Here is a 25,258-nt window from a genome sequence, read left to right on the forward strand (position 1 = left end):
TTGGAAAGTCTCAAAACTCTTGCAATCAAAGAGACATTTTTAATTCACACCAGACGTATTATATATTTTCCCAAAGCAGTCAGTTAAGCTTGGCTGCTTTTTATACTTTTGCTATACAGTGTAATTGCTGTATCATGGGCTGCGATATATACTTGGATGCTGCATAAAGATGCTAGGGTATATAGGGGTTCTCACTTGGGTGAAATACAGTGTTGTTTGATGGACTTCTAGCCCATCTTAAATATTAGAAATCAACAGTGTATTGCACTCAAAAGAAAATCCTTATATGTCAGTTATTTTCCGATTCCTATATATTAGGATGTAGGATGTAATACTTTGTAGGAAAGGAATTTTATTTCTGTAATTGCCAGCATCTATGCCAGCCTTATCTCAAATTCTCAGACTCTCTTGTGTAGAATCTGCAATTAATTTTTCTCCTTTGCAAGTCGCACCAGAAACATTATTGTCAGATGCAATCGCAATTATGGCACAACAAAGTGAAGACCTAGCCAATCCGATATTAGTAATTAAGGATTCTCAGCTAGTAGGGTGCTTAACAGAGCAAGATGTGGTCAGGCTAGTGGCTGCGGGTGTTGACTTCCAAATCACCAATATTTCTGTTGTGATGAACACTTCAGTCATCACATATCAACGGTCCGAACTTGAAGATAGGGCAGCATTAATGGCTCTATTTCAGCAGCATCAGTTGCGTTTACTCCCTATTGTAGATGAGCAAGGTCAAATAGTAGGAGTAATTACACCAGAAAGTATTTTTCAAGTACTTACCATAGAAGAAAATAGCCTACTTCAAGAGAACCCAGAATTAGAAAGCTGCGTTCAGGAGCGTACAGAGGCTTTCCAAGCCATGAATCGCCAGTTATTGGATGAAATTGCCGATAGCCTGCTGATAGAAGAGCAACTGCGACAATCTCAGCAAATGTTCCAGTTAATCATGGACTATATTCCCCAATCAATTTTCTGGAAAGACCGCAACTCAGTTTATTTAGGTTGTAACCGTAAATTTGCCCAAGATGCCAACATTGGTGTGTCCGAAAATATTATTGGCAAGACTGACTATGATTTACCTTGGACTAGGGAAGAGATGGAATGGTATCGCCATTGCGATCGGCGGGTTATGGAGTCCAATACGCCAGAGTTACACATCATGGAGACTCAGCAACAGGCAGATAGTAAGCAAATTTATATAGATACTAACAAGGTTCCCCTGCACGATACCGACGGCAATGTGGTAGGTATTCTTGGCACCTATGAAGATATTACCATTCGTCAGCAATCACAAGAGGCCCTAGCAAACAGCGAAGAACGGTTCCGCAATTTGGTGGAAACTAGCAGTGATTTGGTGTGGGAGATGGATGAGAACTGCTTCTATACCTATGTAAGTCCTAAAATCAGCGACATATTAGGTTATGAAGCCCAAGAAGTATTGGGTAAAACCCCTTTGCAAACAGTACCACCAGAACTGCGAGAACAGGCAACTGAGATGTTTATTCAGACATTTACTGCTCAACAACTCTTTCAATGGATAGACAGCATTAACCTGCACAAAAATGGTCATCGAGTTATTCTGGAAACTAATGGGGTGCCAGTCTTTGACAATCAAGGTAAATTACGTGGGTATCGCGGTATTAGTAGAGACGTTACTGAACGTAAGCAAGCAGAAGCTAAATTACATCAAACTCAGGCACATCTACAGGCAATTTTAGATAACTCTCCCGCAGTTATTTACGTATTAGATAGTCAATATAAATACTTAGTGATCAACCGTGAGTATGAAAAGCTATTAAACAAGACCACAGAGGAAATAGCAGGCAAAAGTATCTACGAGATTTGGCCCCATGAAATTGCCGAGAAGTTTGTATTCAATCTCCACAAGGTGATGGCAGAAGGTATATCCTTAGAAGTCGAAGAAGTTGTTCCTCTGTCAGATGGAATACATACCTACTTTTCTGTCCAGTTTCCTTTAAAAGATGCTAATGGTATTCCTTATGCCGTTTGCGGCATCTCCACGGATATCACTGAACGTAAAAATGCGGAAGATTCTCTGTTGCGCTTTCAAAAAGCCATAGAAAGCACCAGTGATGCCATAGCCATAGGTGAAATGACAGGTAAGACTACATACATTAACCCAGCATTTACTGAACTGTTTGAGTATTCCTTAGAGGGAATAAAAGCATTGGGTGGATGTGTAGGTCTGTTCCAAGATCAGCAACAGTTTCCTGAAATCCGAGCGACCCTTCAAAATGGAGGCTCGTGGCGTGGTGAAGTCAAAATGAAAACACGTAGTGGTGGTCTGTTAGACATTGAATTTCGTACAAATGTGATTAAAGATGCTAATGGCAAAATGATCGGTTTGATTGGCATCTCCACGGATATCACTGAACGAAAACGAGCAGAAACCGCTTTATTACTTAGCCAACAACGGCTGCAATATTTACTACTTTCCAGCCCAGCAGTCATCTATAGTTGTAAGCCTGATGATAATTTTAGCATTACCTTTATCAGTGACAGTGTTACTACAATGATGGGCTATCAAGCCAGGGAATTTATGCAAGATTCTAGCTTTTGGGTTAAGCACATTCACCCGGAAGATGTATCCTTGGTATTTGCTAATGCCAATAAGCAACTTCAACAAGGTAAATACCAAAATGAGTATCGTTTCTTACATAAAGATGGAACCTACCGTTGGGTATATGATAAAGGGAAAGTAGTGCAGAATGATACTGGTAACCCATTGGAAATTGTCGGTTACTGGGCAGATATTACAGATCGTAAGCGATTAGAACAGGAGTTGAGATTAGCATTAGATAAAGAAAAACAACTCAATAAACTTAAATCTAGCTTTGTCTCCATGACTTCCCACGAATTTCGTACACCATTGAGTACTATCTTGTCTTCTGCTGAGTTGCTGGAACACTACCGTCACAAATGGACAGAGGAAAGACAACTGACTCATTTAAATCGCATTCAAACTTCTGTGAAGCATATGACGGAGATGTTAAATGACGTGCTGGTAATTGGCAAAGCAGAAATGGGCAAATTAGATATGAACCCAGCACCTCTGGATTTAGTTCAATATTGTTATTCTGTGGTGGAAGAATTAGAACTGAATATAAAAAACTACCACAGGATTATTTTTTGTTGTGAATATGAGTCGATTGAATGCTGTATGGATGAAAAATTAGTCAGACATATTCTGATTAATTTACTCTCAAATGCAGTTAAATATTCTTTCAGCAATAGCACTATTCGTTTTACCCTGAGATGTGAGCAAGGAGAAGCTATCTTGGAAATTCAAGATCATGGTATTGGTATTCCATCAGAAGATTTATCCTGCTTGTTTGAGTCTTTTTATCGTGCCCATAATGTCGGTAATATACCCGGTACAGGACTGGGATTGGCAATTGTCAATAAGTGTGTCGATATCCAAAAGGGTAAGATTACTGTTAAAAGTGATATCGGATTGGGTACAACATTTATAGTCACACTGCCCTTGGGAATTGAAATTTCCCATTAGCTTGAGTTATGAATACTTAAATTAAATATAATTAAAATAATGCTATCAATTAGACATTTGCTTTTTTAAAATTCAAAATTTCAATTTTTGCATCATGACCAAAATATTAGTTGTTGAAGATGAGAAATTAGTCAGAGATAATATTTTGGCTTTACTAGAAGCTGAAGATTTTGAAACTATTGCTGCTGACAATGGCAAAACAGGGTTACAAATGGCATTTACTGAGGTTCCTGATTTAATTTTATGTGATTTAATGCTGCCAGAAATTGATGGTTATGGAATTCTGAGAGCATTACGTGAAGAACCAATGACTGCGCCGATTCCATTTATTTTTTTGACAGCTAGAGTTACTAGAACAGATACTCGTAAAGCTATGGATTTGGGTGCAGATGATTATTTAACTAAACCTTTTACCCGCGCTGAATTATTAGGAGCGATCACTAGCCGTTTGACAAGAAATGCAAATTTAATCAAACATTTTTCCACCCCTTCATTTACAGAAAAAGAATTAGCCGATAAGAGATTAATAGAAAAACATTTGCGTCGTCTTTTACAAGCAGAAGATTTTCAGCAGTTTCAAGTTTATTATCAGCCACAGGTTGATCTTAATTCTGGTCGAATAACTGGGGCTGAGAGTTTATTCCGTTGGCATAATCCAGAGTTAGGTCTAGTGTCTACTAGCGAAGTAATTAATTTAGCAGAAGCTACAGGTTTAATTGTTTCTATTAGTGAATGGGTATTATTCACAGTTTTTCAACAATTCAAAATCTGGTACGATGCTGGATTCACCTGGTTACGGATCGCTGTTAACTTATCAGCACAACAATTTATTCAAAAAGACTTTACTCAAAAAATAGTCGATTTTTTAACAGTTCATAATTTGCAACCTAATTGCCTAGAACTAGAAATAACTGAAAGCATGATTCTAGAGGATTGGGATAGTGCGATCGCGACAATATTGGAATTACAATCTCTAGGTATAAAAATTGCTATTGATGATTTTGGCACCGGATATACTTCCTTAGTTCATTTGAATAAGTTACCTATTAATACTTTAAAAATAGACCGTTATTTTATCCAAAATATTGATAAGGATCCACAGAAATCAGCAATTACAACAGCACTGATTCAGATGGGGCATAATCTCAAACTTAAAATAGTTGCAGAAGGTGTAGAAACTCAGGCAGAGTTAGATTTTTTATGTGAGAAAGAATGTGATACTATGCAGGGATTTTTATTCAGTTGCCCTTTGCCAGCACCAGAATTTGAAAAGTTACTATTTACAGTTGCATAAATTGATGCTTCTACCTTCTGACTTGAAAATAGGGAGTAGGGAGTAGGGAGTCGGGCAGAGGTATTTTCATCCTTGGTGGTGAAATTTTTTCATCGGGACTGCCTCCTTCAAATTTCTTGTAGTGTATTGATTATTTGATGGGAAATATTATAAATTAAGATTCGCAGAGTATGAATATAATTCTAGTCATTGAAGATGACAATAATGTCAGAGAAAATATTGTTGAGTTACTAGAAAATGAAAATTTTCAGGTTATCGCAGCTGCTAATGGTACCATCGGTTTACAATTATCCCAGAAACACATCCCCAATCTGATTATTTGTGATGTGATGATGCCAGATTTAGATGGTTATGATGTCTTAAAAAGATTACGGGAAGATTCTCTTACAGCGACTATTCCGTTTATTTTTCTCACTGCTAAATCGGCAAAAAATGACTTACGTCAAGGAATGGTGTTGGGAGCAGATGATTATATAGCAAAGCCATTTACAAGGAAAGAATTGCTCGAAGCTATTGATTCTAGATTAGAAAAACAAGTAACTATTAATCAGCGATATCACAAGAAGCTAAATGAACTACGTAGTAGTATTACTCTCTCACTTCCCCACGAAATGAGGACTCCATTAAACGGTATTCTCGGTTACTCAAAATTAATGATAGATGACTCTAATATCTTACATGCGCAAGAGATCCATGAAATGGCTACTGGAATTTATCAATCAGGCGAACGTTTATTTAGCTTAATTCAGAAATTTTTACTATATGCAGAATTGGAAATAGCCGCTACAGACGAAGAACGGATAAAAAGCTTGCAAAGTCAGGAAACTATATTTCCAACAATGTCATTCATTGACATAATTAATGAAAAGTCTCAAAAAGCAGGACGAGAAGCAGATTTAAAATTATCTTTCCAAAAAAACAAAGTCAAAATATCTGAAAAAAGACTCAATAATATTATTGAGGAATTAATTGATAATGCTTTAAAATTTTCTCCGCCAGGAACGCCTATAGAGCTATTTAGTAATTCTAGTAATAATATATTTACTTTATCTATTACTGACTATGGCAGAGGTATGACAGTAGAACAAATTACTGAATTGGGTGCATACCGTCAATTTGAACGTCAAATCTACGAACAGCAAGGCATGGGTTTAGGTTTAATTATTGTCAAAAGTTTGGCTGAATTGCACGGTGGAAAATTTAAAATCCACAGTCAGCCAAAGGAAAAAACCATTATGAAAGTATTATTGCCTTGCGTGTAGGAAACTTTATACTTTGCACCTTCTGAATGAAATAGCTAATTCTTTTTTCTGAGCCTGTTCTAATGGCTGAAAACCTAAAACGATACAATCCTTATCAATGCCCGCATCCATCAACTCATCTTCTACACCTTCCTCTGTTCGATCTTGTTGCACCCAAAGCTGATCACCGATAATATCAATATGTAGCAATGTACCATAAATGCGATCGCCATCATTCCACCCAGTTTCTACTAATAAATAGCGATCGCGTTCTCGATCAAAAATGTGTTCTACTTGTACCATCTCATCATTACCCAAAAAATCAGCGTAGTCTTTCAATACTTGTTCCACAACATAGCGATAATTAGCTTTAACAGAATCCACGAGACAATGACCTCCTCTATTGAATGACAATAAGAACTCTCTTGATGTAAACAGGGGCTAACTACATTACTGACAAGTTTAGTTATTTATGACAAATACATTTTTAGTTGAGATTGCCGTCTGGTGAGTCATAGAAACACTGCTTTATGTGGATACCTTGTGTAAGGTAATGCCTAAGTAGTATAACCTGGCATTGCTGAATAATGACATCTACATATAGGAAGATACATGTTTTTTACTTCGCTTTTTTCGACTTAATTATTGAATGTAATGCTTGATAAATCCTGTAATTAAGGGAAATATGGGGTTGTAAAATTTGCCCATCAGGTCAAGATTTTCTGACATCATTTAATTTGTATCTCGTAATACTTTCTCATATATTAATTAAGTAAATATACATATTGTAATAATAGTTCTAGGAAATTTATTTCCAGGTGTTAATTGTTGTGCATGAATAGTTATACAATTTTGAAAAAAGAATGGGACTGATGGGTAGGGGTACGGCACCAGTAATATAATTTTATATACCAAAAGATTATGGATGCCGTGCCCTGACGAAAAATGTATGGGTCGCAAAAATTATTTGAATTGGTATTACTAAAGAGGGATATAAGTAGGTTGGCGTAAAAAATTATCGTTTGGATAAGGCAGGGGGCAGGGAGCAGGGAGCAGGGGGAACAAGGGTTTTAGGCTTATTTACTATTCTTCACATAGTTTGGTTTTATTGTGCCGACTTACTTAGCATTACCCATATAGATTAAGACATTGTTGAAGACCCAAACCTATGAGGAGTAAACTTATTAATCCTTCGGAGTTCTCCTAAGCCCTTCGGGCACGGCAAAGCCGAACAGAGAGACTGCGTCAACGCCATTGACTTGATGCCGGGTTACCCGTCCACCACAATGGCTTACTGTTCACCGCAATGGCTCACTTATTACTTAATTAATTGCAGATGATTCCTCGCTTAAGTCTCCAGAGTACTGCTCAACCAAACATAGTCAATTTTTTACAGCAATTGGCAAAAACACCGTTTACAGGAGAAATTCGCGGGGACTTTGTTAGTCGGTTAATCGCTGCTACAGATAATAGTATTTATCAAATATTACCCCAAGCAGTAGTATTTCCTCGTACTCAAGAAGATTTAAGATATATATTTCAATTATCTGAAAAACCAGAGTTTGCCAATATTAATTTTTCTCCTAGGGGTGGAGGAACAGGTACAAATGGTCAATCCCTATCTACAGGGATTGTGATTGATTGTTCTAAGTATATGAATCAGATTTTAGAATTAAATCTGGAAGCAGGTTGGGTGAGGGTACAGCCAGGGGTAATTTTAGACCAATTAAATATCTATTTAAAACCTTATGGGGTGTTTTTTGCACCGAATGTTGCACCCAGTAACCGGGCTACTATTGGAGGGATGATAAATACGGATGGCTGTGGTAAGGGTTCGAGAATTTATGGGCGTACCAGTAGCCACATTATAGAGTTAACTTGGATTTTAGCAGATGGGACGATGGGGCGATCGCAATCTCTAAATTCCGCTAGTTTATCCCAACTGAAGCAAGGTTCTGATAGTTTGGGCAAAATTTACCGCCAGGTGGATGATATTGTCACCTCTAAGGGAGATTTGATTGCAGATATTTTCCCTAAGATGGCTCGGTTTATGACTGGTTACAATTTGGCAAAGGTATATTCCTCGGATGAGGATACTTTTAATTTAAATTGGATTTTGGCGGGTTCTGAGGGAACCTTGGCTGTAATTACAGAAGCGAAGTTAAAGTTAACTAAAATCCCCCAATTTAAACAATTGTTGGCTCTACATTACAATTGTTTTGATGATGCTCTCCAAGCAGCCTCAACTTTATTAGCATCAGCACCTGGGGCGATAGAGACTATAGATGAGAAGATTTTAGCTTTAGCTCAACAAGATGAGATTTACTATTACGTCAAAGATTTTATTGGCGATGCACAAGCAATAAATTTGGTGGAGTTTGTCGCCGATACTGATGCAGAGATAGAAGAGAAAGTTAATCGAGTGTGGGAAAATCTAGCACCAGCGACAGGGTATTATTTAGCCACTCAAGAAACAGAAATTTCCCGGCTGTGGGAGTTACGCAAGAAAGGTGTGGGTTTGCTGGGAAATCAATCAGGAAGACGTAAGCCAATTGCTTTTATCGAAGATACTGCTGTACCTCCTGCTTGTTTAGCTAGTTATATCCCAGAACTGAAAGCTTTACTCACGGCATACCAACTTGATTATGCCATGTATGGTCATGTTGATGTTGGTTGTCTGCACGTTCGTCCGGCTTTGGATATGAAAGTACCGGAGGATGAAGCACTAATTAGAGAATTATCAGATAAAGTGGTGGCTTTGGTACGCAAATATGGAGGTGTGATGTGGGGAGAACATGGTAAGGGTTTTCGGAGTGAATATACTCCCTTGTTCTTTGGAGAGGAGCTATATGAAGATTTACGTCGCATCAAGGCAGCATTTGACCCCCATAATAAATTAAATCCTGGGAAAATTGTCACTCCTTTCAACAGTGAGGCGGAAGTTGTACAATTAGAAGCACCATTAAGGGGACATTTTGACCGTCAAGTCAGTCCATTACTGCAACAAGCATATCAAACGGCATTTAATTGTAATGGTAATGGTGCTTGCTTTAATTTTCATGGCGACGATGTCATGTGTCCTTCCTATAAAGGAATGAATAACCGCATTCATTCTCCTAAAGGACGAGCTAGTTTGTTAAGGGAATGGTTGCGACAATTAAGTTTAAACCCAGAACGCCAAATTACCCAGTCAAATATTCTTGTCAAGTTATGGAATAGTTGGCAAAGTTTTACGGGAGTTGAAGATTATTCCCATGATGTATATGCAGGAATGCATGGCTGTCTTAGCTGTAAAGCCTGTGCTACCCAATGTCCAATCCATGTGAATATTCCCGAAATGAAGTCCCAGTTTCTGGAACTTTACCACAGCCGCTATCTACGACATTGGCGGGATTATTTAATTGCCGATATAGAAGCGATCGCTCAATGGCAATCCTACTTGCCCAGATTAACTAATTTTATTACCTTAAACCCCCTCTCACGTTGGTTTACTCAGCATTTTTTCGCTCTGGTAGATATTCCTGGGGCGAGTGAATACACAATTAAACAGGGACTATTAGAATTAAATGCATCAGAGTTTGATTTAACTGAATTATCAGCCTTAGATGAGTCAGCACGACAAAGAAGTATAATTTTACTCCAAGATGCTTTTACAAGCTTCTACGATAGCCAAATAGTAATAGATACTTACGCATTTTTAACAAGCTTAGGATACTCAGTACATGTAGCTCCATTTTTCCCCAACGGTAAGCTCCTCCATCTTCAAGGTTTTCTGGACAAATTTCGAGCAATCGCTCTGGGAAATGCCCATTATCTCCAGCAATTAGGAAAACTGGGAATCCCCATCGTGGGAATTGAACCAAGTATCACTCTTACCTATCGGGATGAGTATCGCAAATATGTCCTTGATGTAGAAATTCCCCAGATTTACTTGTTACAAGAGTTTCTTAACAAAGTACCTGTTAAATTATCTTCAGTTACCACAAATAAAACCTATTATTTATACGGACATTGTACAGAAAAAACTTCTGTACTCGAATCTGGCAAGCAATGGCAGAAAATATTCCAGGCATTTGGATTAGAATTAATTCCGGTATCAGTTGGTTGCTGTGGAATGGCAGGTATTTACGGACACGAAGCAGAACATTATGACACTTCTAAGGATATTTACCAATTAAGTTGGGCAAAACATCTACCATCGAATCCAGAGGAGAGACAGTATATTTTAGCCACGGGATACTCCTGTCGTTCCCAATTGAAGCGGTTTGCAGGATGGACTCCTTTACATCCCATACAGGTTTTGTCAGGAAGAAGCAGGGGAGCAGGGAGTAGGGAGCAGGGGTCAAAGTGTATTTTTAGCAATAATTAACACCAACAAGCAAATTGCACATATAGCAGTTTACAATTGAGTGCAATACTCTTAAAGGATTAATAAACCATAGAGTAAAACGAATAAATCCAGATTTAGTTGTACTTTAAATAGTGAGAGCTGCCATTTTTGTTATAAAGTGGGCGATTTTGCGATTAGGTGCTTAATAATTAAATTTTGACTATTTATTTGGGAACTATGTAGATATTACCTTTAGATAACTTCAACCCTCTTAGCTCGTATCAAATTTGAACGGGTGCAGGTGTTTTGTATCTATAGTTCCACATCTCCAGCCTCTTTATATGAACAGAAACATTATATTTACAGCATTAACTATTGGAACTTACTTAACAGGAATTACTGGTTGCTCTACTTTTAACACAGCTACCCAAGCTGAAGTTAAGACAAAGCAAGAAATAAAAGTTAATGGCTCAGGTAGTACCTATAACGCAATACAGGTATTAGCTAAAGCTTATGAAAATAAAAGCAGTGGCATTAAAATAAATTTTTTACCTAAAAGCCAATCTTCTGCTGGTATCATTGGTGTAAAAAAAGGAATAGTGGAAATTGGCACTGTGAGCCGAAAACTTAAAGCAAAAGAAGATGATGGCTCCATAGTATATCGAGAAGTAGCCAAAGATGCCTTGGTAGTAGCAACTCACCCCAGCGTCAAGGGAGTAACCAACTTAAAAACTTCCCAACTCAAAGCAATTTACAGTGGTAAAGTCACCAATTGGCAAAAATTTGGTGGACCAGATGCAAAAATTGTACTATTAGATCGTCCTGAGGATGAATCGGGTAAGAGACTGTTGCGCCAATATTACTTGGGTAAGGAACTCAAGAATTCACCAGCAGCAGTGATTATGCGTCAGGAACCGGAGTTAATCAACGCGGTACAAAATACACCTTACAGTATTGGTGCGTTTTCCCTAGCTTATGCCATTTCCAATAAATTACCAGTCAATCGCCTCAGCTTAAATAGTGTAGAGCCTACCCCCGCTAATGTAGAAGCCGGGAAATATAAGATGGTACGCCATATAGGTGTTGTCAGGAGTAAAAAATCTTCAGCAACTACCCAAGGATTTTTCGATTTTGCCTTTAGTAACGAAGGTAGTAACGTTTTACGCCAGTCAGCCTTTACACCATCCACTCAAAAATAAAATCCTATGCTTTTGAGTAAATACTCACAATTATCTTTAAAAGCTAAAATACTGTTACCCTTACTTTTTACTTTTCTCGGCATTTGGAGTGTAGGAACAGTCAGTTTTGGCTATTTTTTCAGCCAGCGTTTAGAAGCAAAGCTGAAAGCTGAAACTGAGGATGTTTCTTCCTTAGTAATGCACGCTTTTCACCATGAAAAACAATTACTGCTTCTCAAAGCTAGGTGGGTAGCAGATTCTCAGGAAATTTCCCAATTAGTTGCTAACAAAAACAAAATAGCATTACTGCGTAGCCTCTTAAGTAGGTAGGCGTAAAAAATTATCGTTTGGATAAGACAGGGGGCAGGGGGCAGGGAGCAGGGGGAAAAAGGGTTTTAGCCTTATTTACTTTTCTCCACATAGTTTGGTTTTATTGTGCCGACTTACTTACCCCTCAAAGAATCCTTACAACTGGATTTGATTAAAGTGATTGACAAAAAAGGTGAGGTATTGGCAGAAGTACGTCAAAAAGAACTAGCCCATGTTCAGTTTAGGGATTCAGCTGTTAATGAAGCTGCAAGTATTGGCATGGATTTATTTGATATTATTGCAGCAAAAAACAAAAAATCTTCACTCCTAGTGGGTTTAACCTCAGTCAAATCTACCCAAGAAATTCTAGGGGGAGTAATTGTTGGTCAGGAAATTAGTGAGTCAGTAATGACTCAAATTCGTGCTCGTGCAAAGACACATCTAGTCACTTTCCAAAATAATCAAGCCACTGCATCCACCCTAAAGACAGCTAAAACTGATGATTGGCAACCTCCAGAGATAGTAGCACCACCGACAAAAGTTACTATTGCAGGTGAAAGATTTATTGCCAAATCTATGCAAATTACAGGATTTAATACTACCACAGCTAAAATAGTCCTACTCAATCCTGTTGCACCCTTAGAAGAGACTCAGAAGAAATTATGGCTGTGTATTATAGTTTTTTCCTTATCAGGAGCCGTTGTCTTTAGTCTTGTCGTTACGAAAGTCATTGACTTAGTAACTCGTCGTATTATGGATTTGACAGCTGCAACTAAGAAATTAGCCATTGGGGATATGAGTACCCGCATTAATTTGGTTGGGAATGATGAAATTAGTACCTTAGCTCAAAGCTTTAACGACATGGCAGAACAGATATATTTGTTCTGGCTAGGACAAGAGGAAGCTTATCAGCAATTAGATTTATATAACCAAAATTTAGAACAAAAGGTAGAAAAAAGAACTCAAGAATTAAGCGATAACAATATATATTTACAACAAACACTGCAAGAATTACAACGTACCCAAACTCAGATGATTCAAAGTGAAAAGATGTCTAGTTTAGGTCAAATGGTTGCAGGTATTGCCCATGAAATAAATAATCCAGTCACCTTTATTCACGGCAATCTCCAACATGCCAAAGGATATATTCAAGATTTATTGAATTTGATAGAGCTTTACCAACAGTACTATCCCGAACCACCAGAAGAAATTGAAGACGAAATTGAAACTATTGACCTTGATTATCTCAAATCAGACTCCGAAAAAATATTTCAATCAATGCAAAATGGCTCTCAGCGCATTAGTCAAATAGTCTTGTCTCTGCGTAATTTTTCCCGTTTGGATGAATCTGATTGTAAAAAAGTTGATATTCATGAAGGTATTGATAGTACTTTGCTAATTTTACACAGTCGTTTACAGTCAGAAAATAAATATCCAGAAATTAAAATTATTAAAAAATATAGTTATCTACCCTTAGTTGAGTGTTACCCCAGTCAACTCAATCAAGTATTAATGAATATTCTGATGAATGCCATTGATTCATTACAAGACTATAACCAAAAACGCACAATTGAAAAAATTAAACTAAATCCTAGTTGTATTCATATCACCACAGAAATAATTGATGAAAATTGGATAAAAATTAAGATAGCTGATAATGGTGCTGGTATTCCTCAAGATATTTTACCGAAATTATTCGACCCTTTCTTTACTACCAAAGAAGTTGGTAAAGGAACTGGTTTAGGATTATCAGTTAGCTACCAAATTGTAGTAGACAATCATGGTGGTAAATTATCTTGTCACTCTACTTATGGGCAAGGAGCAGAATTTATCATTGAAATTCCCATCAATCAGCTAAAATCCGATAGCAACAGCATAAACCAAGCTGCCATTGCCAATATATAAAAAGTTATTTCAATTAATTGTATTTAAAATTTAATCCCTAGCTGACCATTAATTCCTCGAATAGAGTTATAACCTACTCCCACAAATAGGTTATCAGTAGCACTGACTTGCACCCCACCAGATACGGCAACACCTTTATCTTCCGTATAATATCCAACTCCTAAATATGGTGATAATACAGGTAGGTTGATAAATTTCAACAAGTCTACACCCACCGAACCGTCAGGCCCCGCTCCCAACTCAGCCCCTACTCCCAAGGCTCTTGCACCTACTGCATAAGTAACATCACCTTCCTGTGAACCGACGGAAACCCAAGGTCTGGGAACGATTTGAGCATCAGCACGTTGGGGAGCATGTAAAAATAATAATCCCACAGATACGATCGCAGCTTTCAGAATAACTGTTGTTTTCATCATTTATTCCCATTTATTTCTGATAATTAGCTGTGACTGATTTTACTGTCCATAAGTGCCCAAATAATTTGGCTATTGGTTACAAAGAGGCAGGGGAGCAGGGAGTAGGGAGTAGGGAGTAGGGAGTAGGGAGTAGGGAGCAAGAGGGAAAGAGGGAAAGAGGGAAAGAAGGGAAGGCAAAAAGCTTATTACTTCTTTATTCTCCCCACACTCAGGATTGATGATTGCTCTCGATTACTGAATTGATGCTCTAGGCTCTACAGCAGGGGAAAAACTGCATTCTCCGTGCTTCTTCTCATCAAACTTAGAAGTCAGCAATGCTCAGATAGGAGTTCATATATTTTGCTCATAACTGTGTCATCAATTCTTGACATAAGTACCCATTATCGCCTACACAACCTATTCTTATGTTGGTAGTTATATGATGAAACCATGACATATTGATCCCGCAATCATTGATATTTTCGTAGAAGTACCAAAAATCACTAGATTAACCCCTTGATCCCAGACTTAATTTAGTTGTTAATATTCATTAACAGCAACAGAATCCTCCGCTCCAAAAAATGCTGACTTCAGGATTTTAGGAGATTGAAAGGGATTGTGCAGAAATAAAAAACACATTGAAAACTAAAAAAACTAAGTAAAACCAAGAATGACTCGTTTAAATAACAGTTCATTATGTAATGTATGGATATTTCACAGTCATTCTCTATTTAGGGGATATCCTTTACCTTTCAAATTAAACGGAGGCCAAAATTATGGCAAAAGAACGTCCACCTATAGAAGAAATGACATTGCGTCAACTTCGCAAAGTCGCCAGTGAATATGGCATCTCTCGTTACAGTCGGATGCGTAAATCACAATTACTCGCAGCGATTCAAGACATCGAGCGTAGTAAACATACTCTCAATCAATCTCAGTCAATGGAGGCACAGGAAACCGTGGAAGCAGCAAAATTTGAGTTAGGGCAAGAAGATAGAAATGGTGAAGTCCTCGCTGATGTCGATGCCGGATTAGCGGATCTACCTGCTGGTTATGGTGAAAGTCGCATTGTTCTCATGCCTCGGGATCCTCAATGGGCTTATACATATTGGGACATTCCTAATGACCATAAAGAAGAGTTACGTAGGCAGGGCGGACAACAGCTAGCACTGAGAATTTACGACGTTACCGACATCAACATTGATACCCAAAGTCCCCATAGCCTTCAAGAATATCCTTCTGATGAACTAGCTCGGGAATGGTACTTACCAATTCCAGTGAGCGATCGCGATTATGTCATTGATATTGGCTACCGTTGTGCTGATGGTCGTTGGTTAATTTTAGCACGTTCTGCACGGGTACACGTTCCTCCTGTATACCCTTCCGACTGGATTGAAGATATTTTTGTCAACATCGACTTTGACCAAGATTTACAGGGTAAAACTGTTTACAACTTGGTTCCTCCTGCGAAGAAAATGGTTACAGCTGGTGGGAATGCCATCTACGATCAAATCTTTGGCATGGCAGAGTCTGCTGAAGCTATGCGAGTTGCTGGTTCTATGTTTGGTTCCATGCACCATGTTCCCGGCTCCATGCAGCCAGAACAAGCCATCAGCTCTTACGTCTTCCCCTCTGGCGTTGGTATGTGGTCAATTCCTACTGCATCAGGTATTAATATGTCTGGTGTGGGTATGTCCGGAGTTGGTTTTTCTGCTTCCGCACCACCCATACGTCCCCGTCAGTTCTGGTTAATTGCTGATGCTGAATTAATTGTTTATGGAGCTACAGAGCCCGATGCTACCGTTACCATTGGTGGTCGTCCAATTAAGCTAAATCCAGATGGTACATTCCGCTTCCAGATGTCCTTCCAGGATGGTGTAATTGACTACCCAATTATGGCTGTAGCTGCTGATGGCGAGCAAACCCGCTCTATCCATATGAATTTTGAACGTGAGACACCATCACGCAATACCAATACAAAAGACGAGGCTACTTTAGAATGGCTTTCTTAAAATACTGGCATTGAAATAACAGATAAGATCAGTATATAAATCAACATCCTTGCCACAGTTTGACTGTGGCTTTTTTTATAAGTAATAAGTAATAAATTTACTAATGTCTTAACTTATATGAGTTGCACTATATCTGATCAATTTACCTATTTGTAAATATTCTAAAATTAGTGATGTTTAGATCCCTGACTGATTAAAGTTGGGGATCTAATTTTTCATGTTGCCATAGTCTGCCTCCAGGGCTGGTAATTTAGGATTACTATAGGTATAGGAAAAAGATAATAATTTTTAGTTTTGATGATGTCAATTGTTGAAATACTTAAACAAGACTATCAAAGATTTCCCACGAATCAAACTTATGATATTTATGCAGAAGATGTGTATTTTCAAGATCCCCTAACTAAATTTCGTGGCATTAAACGTTACAAAAAAATGATTCACTTCATCCAGAAGTGGTTTTTAGACCCTAAGATGGATGTCCATGACATTCAGCAGCAGGACAAAACAATTAAAACTGAATGGACTCTGAGTTGGAATACTCCCCTACCTTGGAAACCCCGCATCTCTATTTCTGGTTGGAGTGAATTACGTCTCAATCCCCAAAATTTAATAGTTTCCCATGTTGATTATTGGCATTGTTCCCCCCTATATGTACTCAAACAGCACTTATTTGCTGGTAAGGGTCGATAATGTAAATAAATATGAACAATTATGAGCAGGTATAGAACCATCCATGCGTGTAATTTTAATGACTGGTAAAGGCGGAGTAGGGAAAACTTCTGTTGCTGCTGCCACTGGACTGCGTTGTGCAGAGCTAGGTTATCGTACCTTAGTTTTGAGCACGGATCCTGCTCACTCCCTTGCAGATAGCTTTGACATGGAAATGGGGCATGAACCCCAGCAAATCCGTCCTTATCTATGGGGTGCAGAATTGGATGCCTTAATGGAGTTGGAAGGCAACTGGGGCAGTGTAAAACGTTATATTACCCAGGTTTTGCAGGCGCGAGGTTTAGAGGGAGTACAGGCGGAAGAATTGGCAATTCTACCGGGCATGGATGAGATTTTTGGCTTGGTAAGAATGAAACGCCACTATGATGAGGGGGATTTTGACGTTCTAATTATTGACTCTGCTCCTACGGGTACTGCATTAAGATTGCTGAGTTTGCCAGAGGTTGGTGGTTGGTATATGCGCCGCTTCTACAAACCTTTCCAAAATATATCAGTTGCCCTGAGACCCTTAGTAGAGCCATTATTTAAACCTATTGCTGGCTTTTCCTTGCCAGATAAAGAAGTAATGGATGCTCCTTATGAATTTTACGAACAAATTGAAGCTCTGGAAAAAGTTCTCACAGACAATAGTAAGACCTCTGTACGCTTAATTGCCAACCCAGAAAAGATGGTAATTAAAGAGTCCCTGCGGGCTCATGCTTATCTGAGCTTATATAATGTTTCTACAGATTTAGTTGTAGCTAATCGCATTATTCCTGATGAAGTTGAAGATCAATTTTTCCAGAAGTGGAAGGAGAATCAAAAGCAATATCGTCAGGAAATTCATGATAACTTCCATCCCTTACCTGTAAAGGAAGTACCACTATTTTCTCAAGAGATGTGTGGGATGGAAGCTCTAGAAAGATTGAAAGATACGCTCTACAAAGATGAAGATCCGGCTCAGGTATACTACCAAGAAAATACAATTCGTGTCGTTCAAGAGCAAAATCAATATAGTTTGGAACTATATTTACCTGGGATTCCTAAAAATCAAATTCAATTAAGCAAGAATAGCGATGAGCTAAATATTAGAATTGGTAATCATCGTCGAAATTTAGTGTTGCCGCAAGCTTTAGCTGCTCTGCAACCTGCTGGAGCAAAAATGGAGGAAGATTATTTGAAAATCCGTTTTGCTGAAGTTGTGAAGGCTTAGATTATTACTTCTATTTCCCCTATTGAGAAAATAGGGGATTTAGATATTGTTCAATCACAGCATTATTTAATATTACAGATTGCTTTATCTCTAATGCTAGCTAAATATTTATACTGCTCAATAATAAACTATATTGTTATATGGCACTACGCAATTAGGGCGCGGACATTTTTGAAAGCCCAAACTTATGGGCAGTAAACTTATTATTTATTACTTATTACTTGCACGTAGTTCCATTTTATCCAAAATTTTTCTATTTTTATTCACAGGTAAGTAATTCGGCACAATAAAATCGAGCTATGTGAAGAAAAGTAAATAAGCCTAAAACCCTTTTTCTCCTGCTCTCCTCCGGATTGCGCCACTTGCTACAACGCGCTTAACCTGGGCAATGCAGTGGCTTACCTGCCCCCTGCCTTATCCAAACGATAATTTTTTACGCCGCTACTTACTAGTGTGTTCTGGTTTTTCTATATTAATGATTATTTTAATTCTTTAGAGGTATTGACAAAATATACATAGCTCTAATCTATACAATGATGGTTGTTAATAGATGGTTATTATCTAAACTTCGCTCTTAAAACCCTAAACTTAGGTTGCGTATGTGACTGTAACAGTTAAAACTATATTTAAGCTCTGATATATAAAAATCAATATATCTTTATAAGTGTTTGCTTATTGATAAATTATCGGTAAGCTGATTGTCGCCTATTTCTTATTATCCATGTCCTTTTCCAACTTTCGCTAATTAATTGCTTCCCTTAGCTTACGTCAACATAAACTAATTAGCCATGATGAACTGGCTCCACCAGAATGCATGAAATAGTGTGTGATATTACTGGAATTTCAATATTTATTAGCCAGTAACTTAACTATAAGTTGCTGAAAGTTATTTATGACTTACTGAAAACTTAATCTATATAATATTCAAGTCGTCTAACTAATATGCGAATTACCCTCAATCATATCTATTACTGCTCTTGGAAAAAGCAATTGACGAAACGGAAAAAGTCAATTGATGATATGGAAGAAAAGATTCTTTTAATGTGCCTTGCACGAGGGAAACGCACAGCATTTTGGCAGTTATGGATACCATATCAACAACAGATTTATTATTGCTGTCATGCTCTAATGAAAAGTAATTATGATGATACGGAATACGCTTTTAATCAGGTAATGTTCAGAGTTTGGCATCAACTACCCGATGTAGCAGACAAAATAACTAATCTACAAGCATGGTTGAGTCGCATAACCAATAATATCTGTATGGAAATATATCAAGAACGCAAACAAATAACCCAGTGTATAGAGAGTCTTGATTTAGTAGATAGACATACAAAATCAATACAATCACAATATTTTTATACCTGGCTACCTTGCCAGACAATTCTTGCTTGTAGCCAGTGGGAGAGGTTCGTTTATTTTCGCTGGCATTGTCTTTCCTCTGGGTAGTAGTAAAAATTGGCGGAAAAAATATTAACCACCATTGTATTTAAGAGTATTGATCATTCACGGAAAATACTATGAAAGCTTATTCTCGAGACTTCCGGCAAAAAATAATAGACGCTTACCATAATCAAGAAGGTTCCCAGAGACAGATAGCTCAAAGATTTGGTGTCAGTTTGAGCTTTCTCCAGAATTTATTGAAGAGGTATCGTAATAACGGTACAGTAGACCCCAGACCTCATGGTGGTGGTCAATCATCAAAATTGAATCAAGAACAGATAAAACTACTGGCTCAGTTAGTAGAAGAAAATCAAGATTTAACTTTGATGCAATTATGTCAAAAATTAGAATTGATGATAGAAGTAAGAATTAGTCGAGCAACTATGGGGCGGATAATCAAAAAGCTGAACTTGAATCATAATCACAATAATCATAGAACCAATATGATAGAGATGAATCAATCAAATACTTTAATCGAACGCTTAAGTGCTTAACTACGGATCTAAGTCTTAATAATTGATTTTTCTGTATTTATTCGGACTTACACACTTGTGAGGATAAATCAAGTTTTGGGGATTGCTTGATTGCGTCGTCATGACTTTACTTAGGTTATCCCTGTGTAAGTCCCATTAATTTTTAATTTTTTCTAAAGCATCTTGCGCTGCGGCTTTTTCAGCTTCCTTTTTGTTGGTTCCTCTACCTTCTCCAAACTTTTTACCATTTACCAAAACTTTGGCTAAAAAAACTGGCTTATGAGATAAGCCACCTACCTGCAATGTGACATATTTTGGTGGGGTATGAGAAATGTGATGTTGTACCCACTCCTGGAATTGATTCTTGACATCCAAATTAGAACGGGATGCAACAATATTTTCAGATACGGAATCAAATAGTGGATGGATAATAATTTTAATTGCTTCAATATCTGCATTATTGTCGAGATAGTAAGCTCCAACTAAGGCTTCAAAAGTACTACTTAGTAAATTTGAATTTTGATAACCTCCTTCCAAAATTGCACCCTTACCTAACAACATTTTTTCAGGTACACCAACATCAATCGCAAATTTAGCTAATTGCACTTCATCTACTAGTGCAGAACGCATCCTTGTAAGTTCATCTTCTTCTTTGTCTGGATAACGACTGTAAAGATATTCTCCACTCAAAAAATTTAATAAGGCATCACCAAGAAATTCCAGACGTTCATTATGCTTGTTTGTCTGGGAATTCTCATTCACATAGGAGCGATGTGTAAGGGCGCGATTCAGCAGTTCTTGGTTATGGAATCTTAGAAGTTGGTGCATTCTTGAGACTCACTAATTTGCCGTATATAACTGTAGCGCAAAAAAGGCGATTACTGATGGAGGGAATGGAGGGAGGATTTTCTCTACTGTAAATCATGAATTAACCAGATTTTCACCTTTATTCATGATCAGAGCCAGTAAATAGCGATAATGATGCCAGAATAACTGCTAAAGTTGCCTAAATTCGATTTAATCTAGATAGAGTTAGTTCTTGACAGGAATAAACCAACATGGTTCCAAATACTCCGCAAATTATTGCCTTAGATTTTGATGGTGTTATTTGTGATGGTTTGATTGAATATTTTGCTGTAGCTTGGCGTACTTATTGTCAGGTTTGGCAAATAGAAGATATAACTCCTGTAGCAGGATTAGCACAAAAATTTTACCCCTTGAGGGCGGTTATTGAAACTGGTTGGGAAATGCCTGTTTTAATCAAAGCCTTGGTGGAGGGAGTTGCATCTGATGATATTTATCAAAATTGGGGAAGCATTGTCCAAACGTTGATAAAGGCAGATAATCTTAATGCTTCAGAAATTGGTGTGGCGTTGGATACAATTAGGGATCAATGGATTGCAACAGATTTAGATGGTTGGTTAGATTTACATCAATTTTATCCCGGTGTAGTGGCAACAATTCAAGCTGCGATCGCTAACCAGATAAAAGTATATATAATCACGACTAAAGAAGGGCGTTTTGCTCAAAAATTATTACAGAAGGCAGGTTTGAATTTAGAGCAGGAAGTGATTTTTGGCAAGGAAGTCAAACGTCCTAAATATGAAATTTTACGACAATTAATTACAACTCATGCAATTGCCCCAGAATCAGTATGTTTTGTGGAGGATAGGCTAAAAACATTACAGCTAGTCAACAAGCAACTAGACTTACAAGGGGTACAACTCTATCTTGCAGATTGGGGATATAACACTCCCCAAGAACGAGAAACTGCTGAAAATCATCCCCAAATTCAATTAATTTCTTTGTCTCAATTTTCCCAGGATTTCTCGTAATCTTTAATTTAGACTAAGGTGATTTCTAAAAATAATTTTACCAATGACCGAAAAATAGACTGGATACAAGCCCCCCGCAGTCGCTCATTGGGGAAACCCCCTTTCTGCGCGCTGCTCTGTTGGATTTATCCGTGGAGAGTCAAAAATTTTTTCTGAGTTTCAAGCCCCTCGATTTATCGATGGGGTAACTGATAACTGATAACTGATAACTGATAACTGAAATGACAGCTACTCGTGCAATACCCCGAAATGTGGGTATTAGAGTTTCAGCTGATATTTAATAACCAACCAAGCATCTTTTAGCGTATCTGCTGTGAGGGGTTCAGAATGGTTAACTTGCAGAGCCCAGGAACCATTAAAATCCTCGGACAAATCAGTGGCTACATATTGTTTAAGTTGATTGATTGCTGCCCCTGCTCCCAATTCGATAGAATCTGCATTATTAGCATCAAAGTTTTCTGCTTGTTCGGAGTGCAGGAGGGATACGGTGAGTCCATCTACGGGAACAAAAAGCATAACACTTTGTATTTCAAGTTCGCTTACCTTCTGATTGTTAGCAAAGAAGGGGAGACGATTTCTTAGGTTACCAAGAACAAGCACTTGGTTCTCAGCTTCTGGCTGTGGGTTCAGGAAACGATGCCATTCAGTGGGAAATTCGTGCTTAAGACTCAGCATTCGGAATAATCCTTCCCGTTTACTTAATTCTGAGGCATTTTGAACATAATTCATCAAATGTTCCAGTGCAGTGGTTTTGAGTGTCTCCCCACCTTCACAGGAAGTATAGCGTAGATGTATAATCACATCTGATATTGTCTGATAATCAAACTGGCGGAATTCCTGAGGCAGTTCTAAACGCCAATTGCTGATAGCTCCTGCACCTTCAAAAGGCAAATAGCGTTCATCCCGAAAATTTAGTTCAAAAGTACCGCTATCATTTTGTCCCTGGCTTACCGCGATCGCAGTTATGGGAATTGGGTTGGTAATAAAACGTTCATCTGCCTCATCTAATTTTTTCGGATAATTGGTTGCGATTTTACTATTACGGTATTCGTGCTTCAGTAAGCGTAAAGTGCTATTGAGACTTGTATATGGACCAACAACGCAAGGAATAGAAACAGAAACAGTTTTAATGCGCCGCTTATAATGTCCGGGGTAGTCCAAATCAAAAATTTCTTCTGGTAGATTAAACTCACATACACCTTGTTCTTTCAATTGAATCAAAGCCAAGGGATTGAGTTGTTGAAGGGAAATGTGTTTAGTAATTTCATAATCATGTGGCTTGGCTTCGATGTAAGCATTTTCTAGCTGTTTCAAAGCTAAATAGAGTTGCTCACCAGCCAAAAACCCTTCTTTAGAACTATTCCAGTAACCAAACTTAACAAAATCTGAAGTAGAAAGACCCATTTCAAACCGATAAACTTTTTCTGCTTTCTTAGCTAAGTCATAGGCAAAGGAGTAAGCTTGATAATACAAATCCCGAAGTTGGTCGCTCATCCATTGATAAAGTTGTTCATTGGAAAATTTTGTGCGAATGAATTCTTCGACTTCTTTTGTTTGATCGATTTGTACTTGGTGATTTTCAATTTCTAGTTGAGCTAGTTCAATTCTGATATTTTGAGTAGTAATTTGTTTGTCAATTTGCTTGATTTCCAGTCCAGCAAGATTTGCTTGATATATTCGATCCTGCAATTGACGTAGAAATCCAGCTTTCTTGCCAGCCCTACCAGACTCATAATTCAATTTATTGACTTCAATTTGGAGACCTCTAGCAGCAGCTTGAGACGCATTTCCTAACATTGGGCCACCAAAGTCAAATCCACTTCCAACTCCTAAAGGTTCAATGTCAATCTTTAGATTAGGAATTATATGAAGAATACTAGCCAGAGTTTCAACAATTCCAACTTTTTTTTGCCTGTCTTTTGCCTCGCTAGCTTTATCCAAATCCTCTTTTTCATAAGTATTCAATGATAGCTCCGAGAGATCCCTATCTTCAGACAACTTTGAGATAGGTTTTTGTAATAGTGAAAATTCCTGATCTTTTTCTGGAGGAAGTTGAATACCATCTATTAGACTTGTAAAATAACCAAATCTATGTTCGGGAGATTTTCTACTTTCTTCTAAACTTTCTTTTGTCTTTTGCGCTTCCTCTAATTGTTTTTCCCTCACTTCCATCATCAATGTTTGAATATTGGTATCATGGCGCGATCGCAATAGTGAAAGACTTTCCCCATCTTTCTTTTCTAGAGCAGATAACAATGCACTTCCCAAAGATTTAACTTCCGAAGTCACTTCTAAAGCTCTGGCTAGCAGATAATTAAAACGGTAATTGGGCATGGGTGTACTGAGGTCATTGAGTACACTACCAATACTCAGACCTTGTGCCGCAGCTTGTACCAATAAAGCTGGATCGATTGGTGGTTCAAATAGGTTGAGTTTTCTAAAAATGCCTTCAATATTGAGACAGTGACGAATTTTGAAAAGGCGATCGGCAACGGTATCCCAGTATTCTAATAATTTCGGATTATCAGGAATACAAAAATACAATGTGGTAGCAAAGCCGTAGATATTTATATAGTGTGGTTCACCATCAGAAATAGTTGGTGTTTCAATTTGATTGCTAAAGGGAAATATTAATTCCAAATCAACCATCGCATTAGAAAAGGCATCCCATTCATCTACTAAGTCCAAATAAGATTTTGGCTGGATGTTACCACGTTTAGGAATAATCTCAGGGCGAGGACCTAGGATATGACCTGCTAAAATATACAGTTGAGTAGCTTGGTTAATCGATTCAATTGTATCTTGACGGAACAAGGAATCACCCCAAGCGATAAGGTTGTCAATATATTTCATCACTACCCACTTCATGTAAGCAGTTGGGCGCGATCTAGCAATAACGTGGGGTTGGAATGGTTTTTCCCGCCATTCCGTAATTTCATCATCTGGAGTATTGGGATCGAGGCGATCAAATATTTTTTGTAGGACATTTTTGCAGTCTGTCTCTTCTTGAAAGGGTAAGAATCTCCAGACATTTTTTATATCTCCCTGGACATTGATCGGATCAAAAATATAATGCCACCATTGCATTGCTTCTTCAAAGCGTTGAGATTTAGATAAATTATCAGCTAATAAAGCAGCAGAATGAAAAAGAGCCTCCCAATTATAAATAGCATAGGGTCGTTTTAGTTCATGATATGAAATGCCATCATTAGAGCCGTAGTGATCATCAGAAAGAGGAACAATACAACATTCAGGTTGGCAATCAAATATTTTTTTTATTTCTCCCTTCCTCAATAAACCCAAAATATTTTTTGTTTGGTCATGTTGAAAGGAGTAAGCAGAAATACCATCCTCATCGATAAAGTTGAAAAAATTATTTCCATTAAG

The 25,258-nt window shown here is 37.8% G+C and carries 17 protein-coding genes; 13 read left to right on the forward strand and 4 right to left on the reverse strand.

The annotated features are described in order from the left end of the window. The first annotated feature begins 376 nt into the window (after window positions 1-376). The 3 genes from CALSC_RS04695 (at window position 377) to CALSC_RS04705 (ending at window position 6,091) form a co-directional block, all read left to right on the forward strand. Complete coding sequence (locus tag CALSC_RS04695; RefSeq protein WP_088240247.1) at window positions 377-3,535, forward strand: PAS domain S-box protein; 3,159 nt, start codon at window positions 377-379, stop codon at window positions 3,533-3,535. Window positions 3,536-3,629: 94 nt separating this feature from the next. Continuing rightward, complete coding sequence (locus CALSC_RS04700; RefSeq protein WP_088240248.1) at window positions 3,630-4,829, forward strand: EAL domain-containing response regulator; 1,200 nt, start codon at window positions 3,630-3,632, stop codon at window positions 4,827-4,829. A 170-nt stretch (window positions 4,830-4,999) separates the two neighbouring features. Next, complete coding sequence (locus CALSC_RS04705) at window positions 5,000-6,091, forward strand: hybrid sensor histidine kinase/response regulator (RefSeq protein ID WP_088240249.1); 1,092 nt, start codon at window positions 5,000-5,002, stop codon at window positions 6,089-6,091. Window positions 6,092-6,097: 6 nt separating this feature from the next. Here the strand turns inward: CALSC_RS04705 and CALSC_RS04710 are convergent, their stop codons facing one another. Continuing rightward, window positions 6,098-6,454, reverse strand: a complete 357-nt coding sequence (locus CALSC_RS04710) for a XisI protein (RefSeq protein ID WP_088240250.1) — start codon at window positions 6,452-6,454, stop codon at window positions 6,098-6,100. 952 nt (window positions 6,455-7,406) lie between these two features. Between CALSC_RS04710 and CALSC_RS04715 the strand changes: the two genes are divergently transcribed. From CALSC_RS04715 to CALSC_RS04730, 4 genes are all read left to right on the forward strand, one after another. Further along, the gene (locus tag CALSC_RS04715) at window positions 7,407-10,439 is read left to right on the forward strand and encodes an FAD-binding and (Fe-S)-binding domain-containing protein (RefSeq protein WP_088240251.1); all 3,033 of its coding nucleotides are present in this window, start codon (window positions 7,407-7,409) and stop codon (window positions 10,437-10,439) included. Window positions 10,440-10,741: 302 nt separating this feature from the next. Then, window positions 10,742-11,599 carry a substrate-binding domain-containing protein gene (locus tag CALSC_RS04720; RefSeq protein ID WP_088240252.1) on the forward strand — a complete coding sequence of 286 codons (858 nt, stop codon included), beginning with the start codon at window positions 10,742-10,744 and terminating at the stop codon, window positions 11,597-11,599. 6 nt (window positions 11,600-11,605) lie between these two features. Further along, on the forward strand, window positions 11,606-11,908 hold the full coding sequence (locus CALSC_RS04725) for a hypothetical protein (protein ID WP_088240253.1): 303 nt from the start codon (window positions 11,606-11,608) through the stop codon (window positions 11,906-11,908). A 105-nt stretch (window positions 11,909-12,013) separates the two neighbouring features. Next, on the forward strand, window positions 12,014-13,792 hold the full coding sequence (locus CALSC_RS04730; protein WP_235006679.1) for an ATP-binding protein: 1,779 nt from the start codon (window positions 12,014-12,016) through the stop codon (window positions 13,790-13,792). Between the two features lie 23 nt (window positions 13,793-13,815). Here CALSC_RS04730 and CALSC_RS04735 read toward each other — a convergent pair whose 3' ends face one another. Continuing rightward, on the reverse strand, window positions 13,816-14,205 hold the full coding sequence (locus CALSC_RS04735) for a hypothetical protein (RefSeq protein WP_088240255.1): 390 nt from the start codon (window positions 14,203-14,205) through the stop codon (window positions 13,816-13,818). Window positions 14,206-14,963: 758 nt separating this feature from the next. Here CALSC_RS04735 and CALSC_RS04740 point away from each other — a divergent pair. From CALSC_RS04740 to CALSC_RS04760, 5 genes are all read left to right on the forward strand, one after another. Beyond that, entirely contained in the window at window positions 14,964-16,199 is a 1,236-nt protein-coding gene (locus tag CALSC_RS04740) for a DUF4912 domain-containing protein (RefSeq protein WP_088240256.1), read from the forward strand. Window positions 16,200-16,499: 300 nt separating this feature from the next. Then, window positions 16,500-16,889 (forward strand): DUF2358 domain-containing protein, encoded by a 390-nt coding sequence (locus CALSC_RS04745; RefSeq protein WP_088240257.1) that lies wholly within the window; start codon window positions 16,500-16,502, stop codon window positions 16,887-16,889. Window positions 16,890-16,932: 43 nt separating this feature from the next. Beyond that, window positions 16,933-18,120: a TRC40/GET3/ArsA family transport-energizing ATPase gene (locus CALSC_RS04750; protein WP_088240258.1), complete on the forward strand. Its 1,188-nt coding sequence runs from the start codon at window positions 16,933-16,935 to the stop codon at window positions 18,118-18,120. A 990-nt stretch (window positions 18,121-19,110) separates the two neighbouring features. Next, window positions 19,111-19,569 (forward strand): RNA polymerase sigma factor, encoded by a 459-nt coding sequence (locus CALSC_RS04755; protein WP_143288152.1) that lies wholly within the window; start codon window positions 19,111-19,113, stop codon window positions 19,567-19,569. Window positions 19,570-19,640: 71 nt separating this feature from the next. Next, on the forward strand, window positions 19,641-20,057 hold the full coding sequence (locus CALSC_RS04760) for a helix-turn-helix domain-containing protein (protein ID WP_088240260.1): 417 nt from the start codon (window positions 19,641-19,643) through the stop codon (window positions 20,055-20,057). Window positions 20,058-20,192: 135 nt separating this feature from the next. Here CALSC_RS04760 and rnc read toward each other — a convergent pair whose 3' ends face one another. Further along, window positions 20,193-20,864 (reverse strand): ribonuclease III, encoded by a 672-nt coding sequence (gene rnc / locus CALSC_RS04765; protein ID WP_088240261.1) that lies wholly within the window; start codon window positions 20,862-20,864, stop codon window positions 20,193-20,195. A gap of 230 nt (window positions 20,865-21,094) precedes the next feature. On the opposite strand from rnc, the gene CALSC_RS04770 reads away from it, so the two are divergent. Further along, a complete protein-coding gene (locus tag CALSC_RS04770; RefSeq protein ID WP_088240262.1) occupies window positions 21,095-21,871 on the forward strand; it encodes an HAD family hydrolase in 777 nt (258 codons plus the stop codon). Between the two features lie 258 nt (window positions 21,872-22,129). Here the strand turns inward: CALSC_RS04770 and CALSC_RS26245 are convergent. Beyond that, a partial coding sequence (locus CALSC_RS26245) for a Tc toxin subunit A-related protein (RefSeq protein WP_200817568.1) occupies window positions 22,130-25,258 on the reverse strand: 3,129 nt, incomplete at its 5' end.

The sequence above is a fragment of the Calothrix rhizosoleniae SC01 genome, from assembly GCF_900185595.1.
Classification (GTDB): domain Bacteria; phylum Cyanobacteriota; class Cyanobacteriia; order Cyanobacteriales; family Nostocaceae; genus Calothrix_A; species Calothrix_A rhizosoleniae.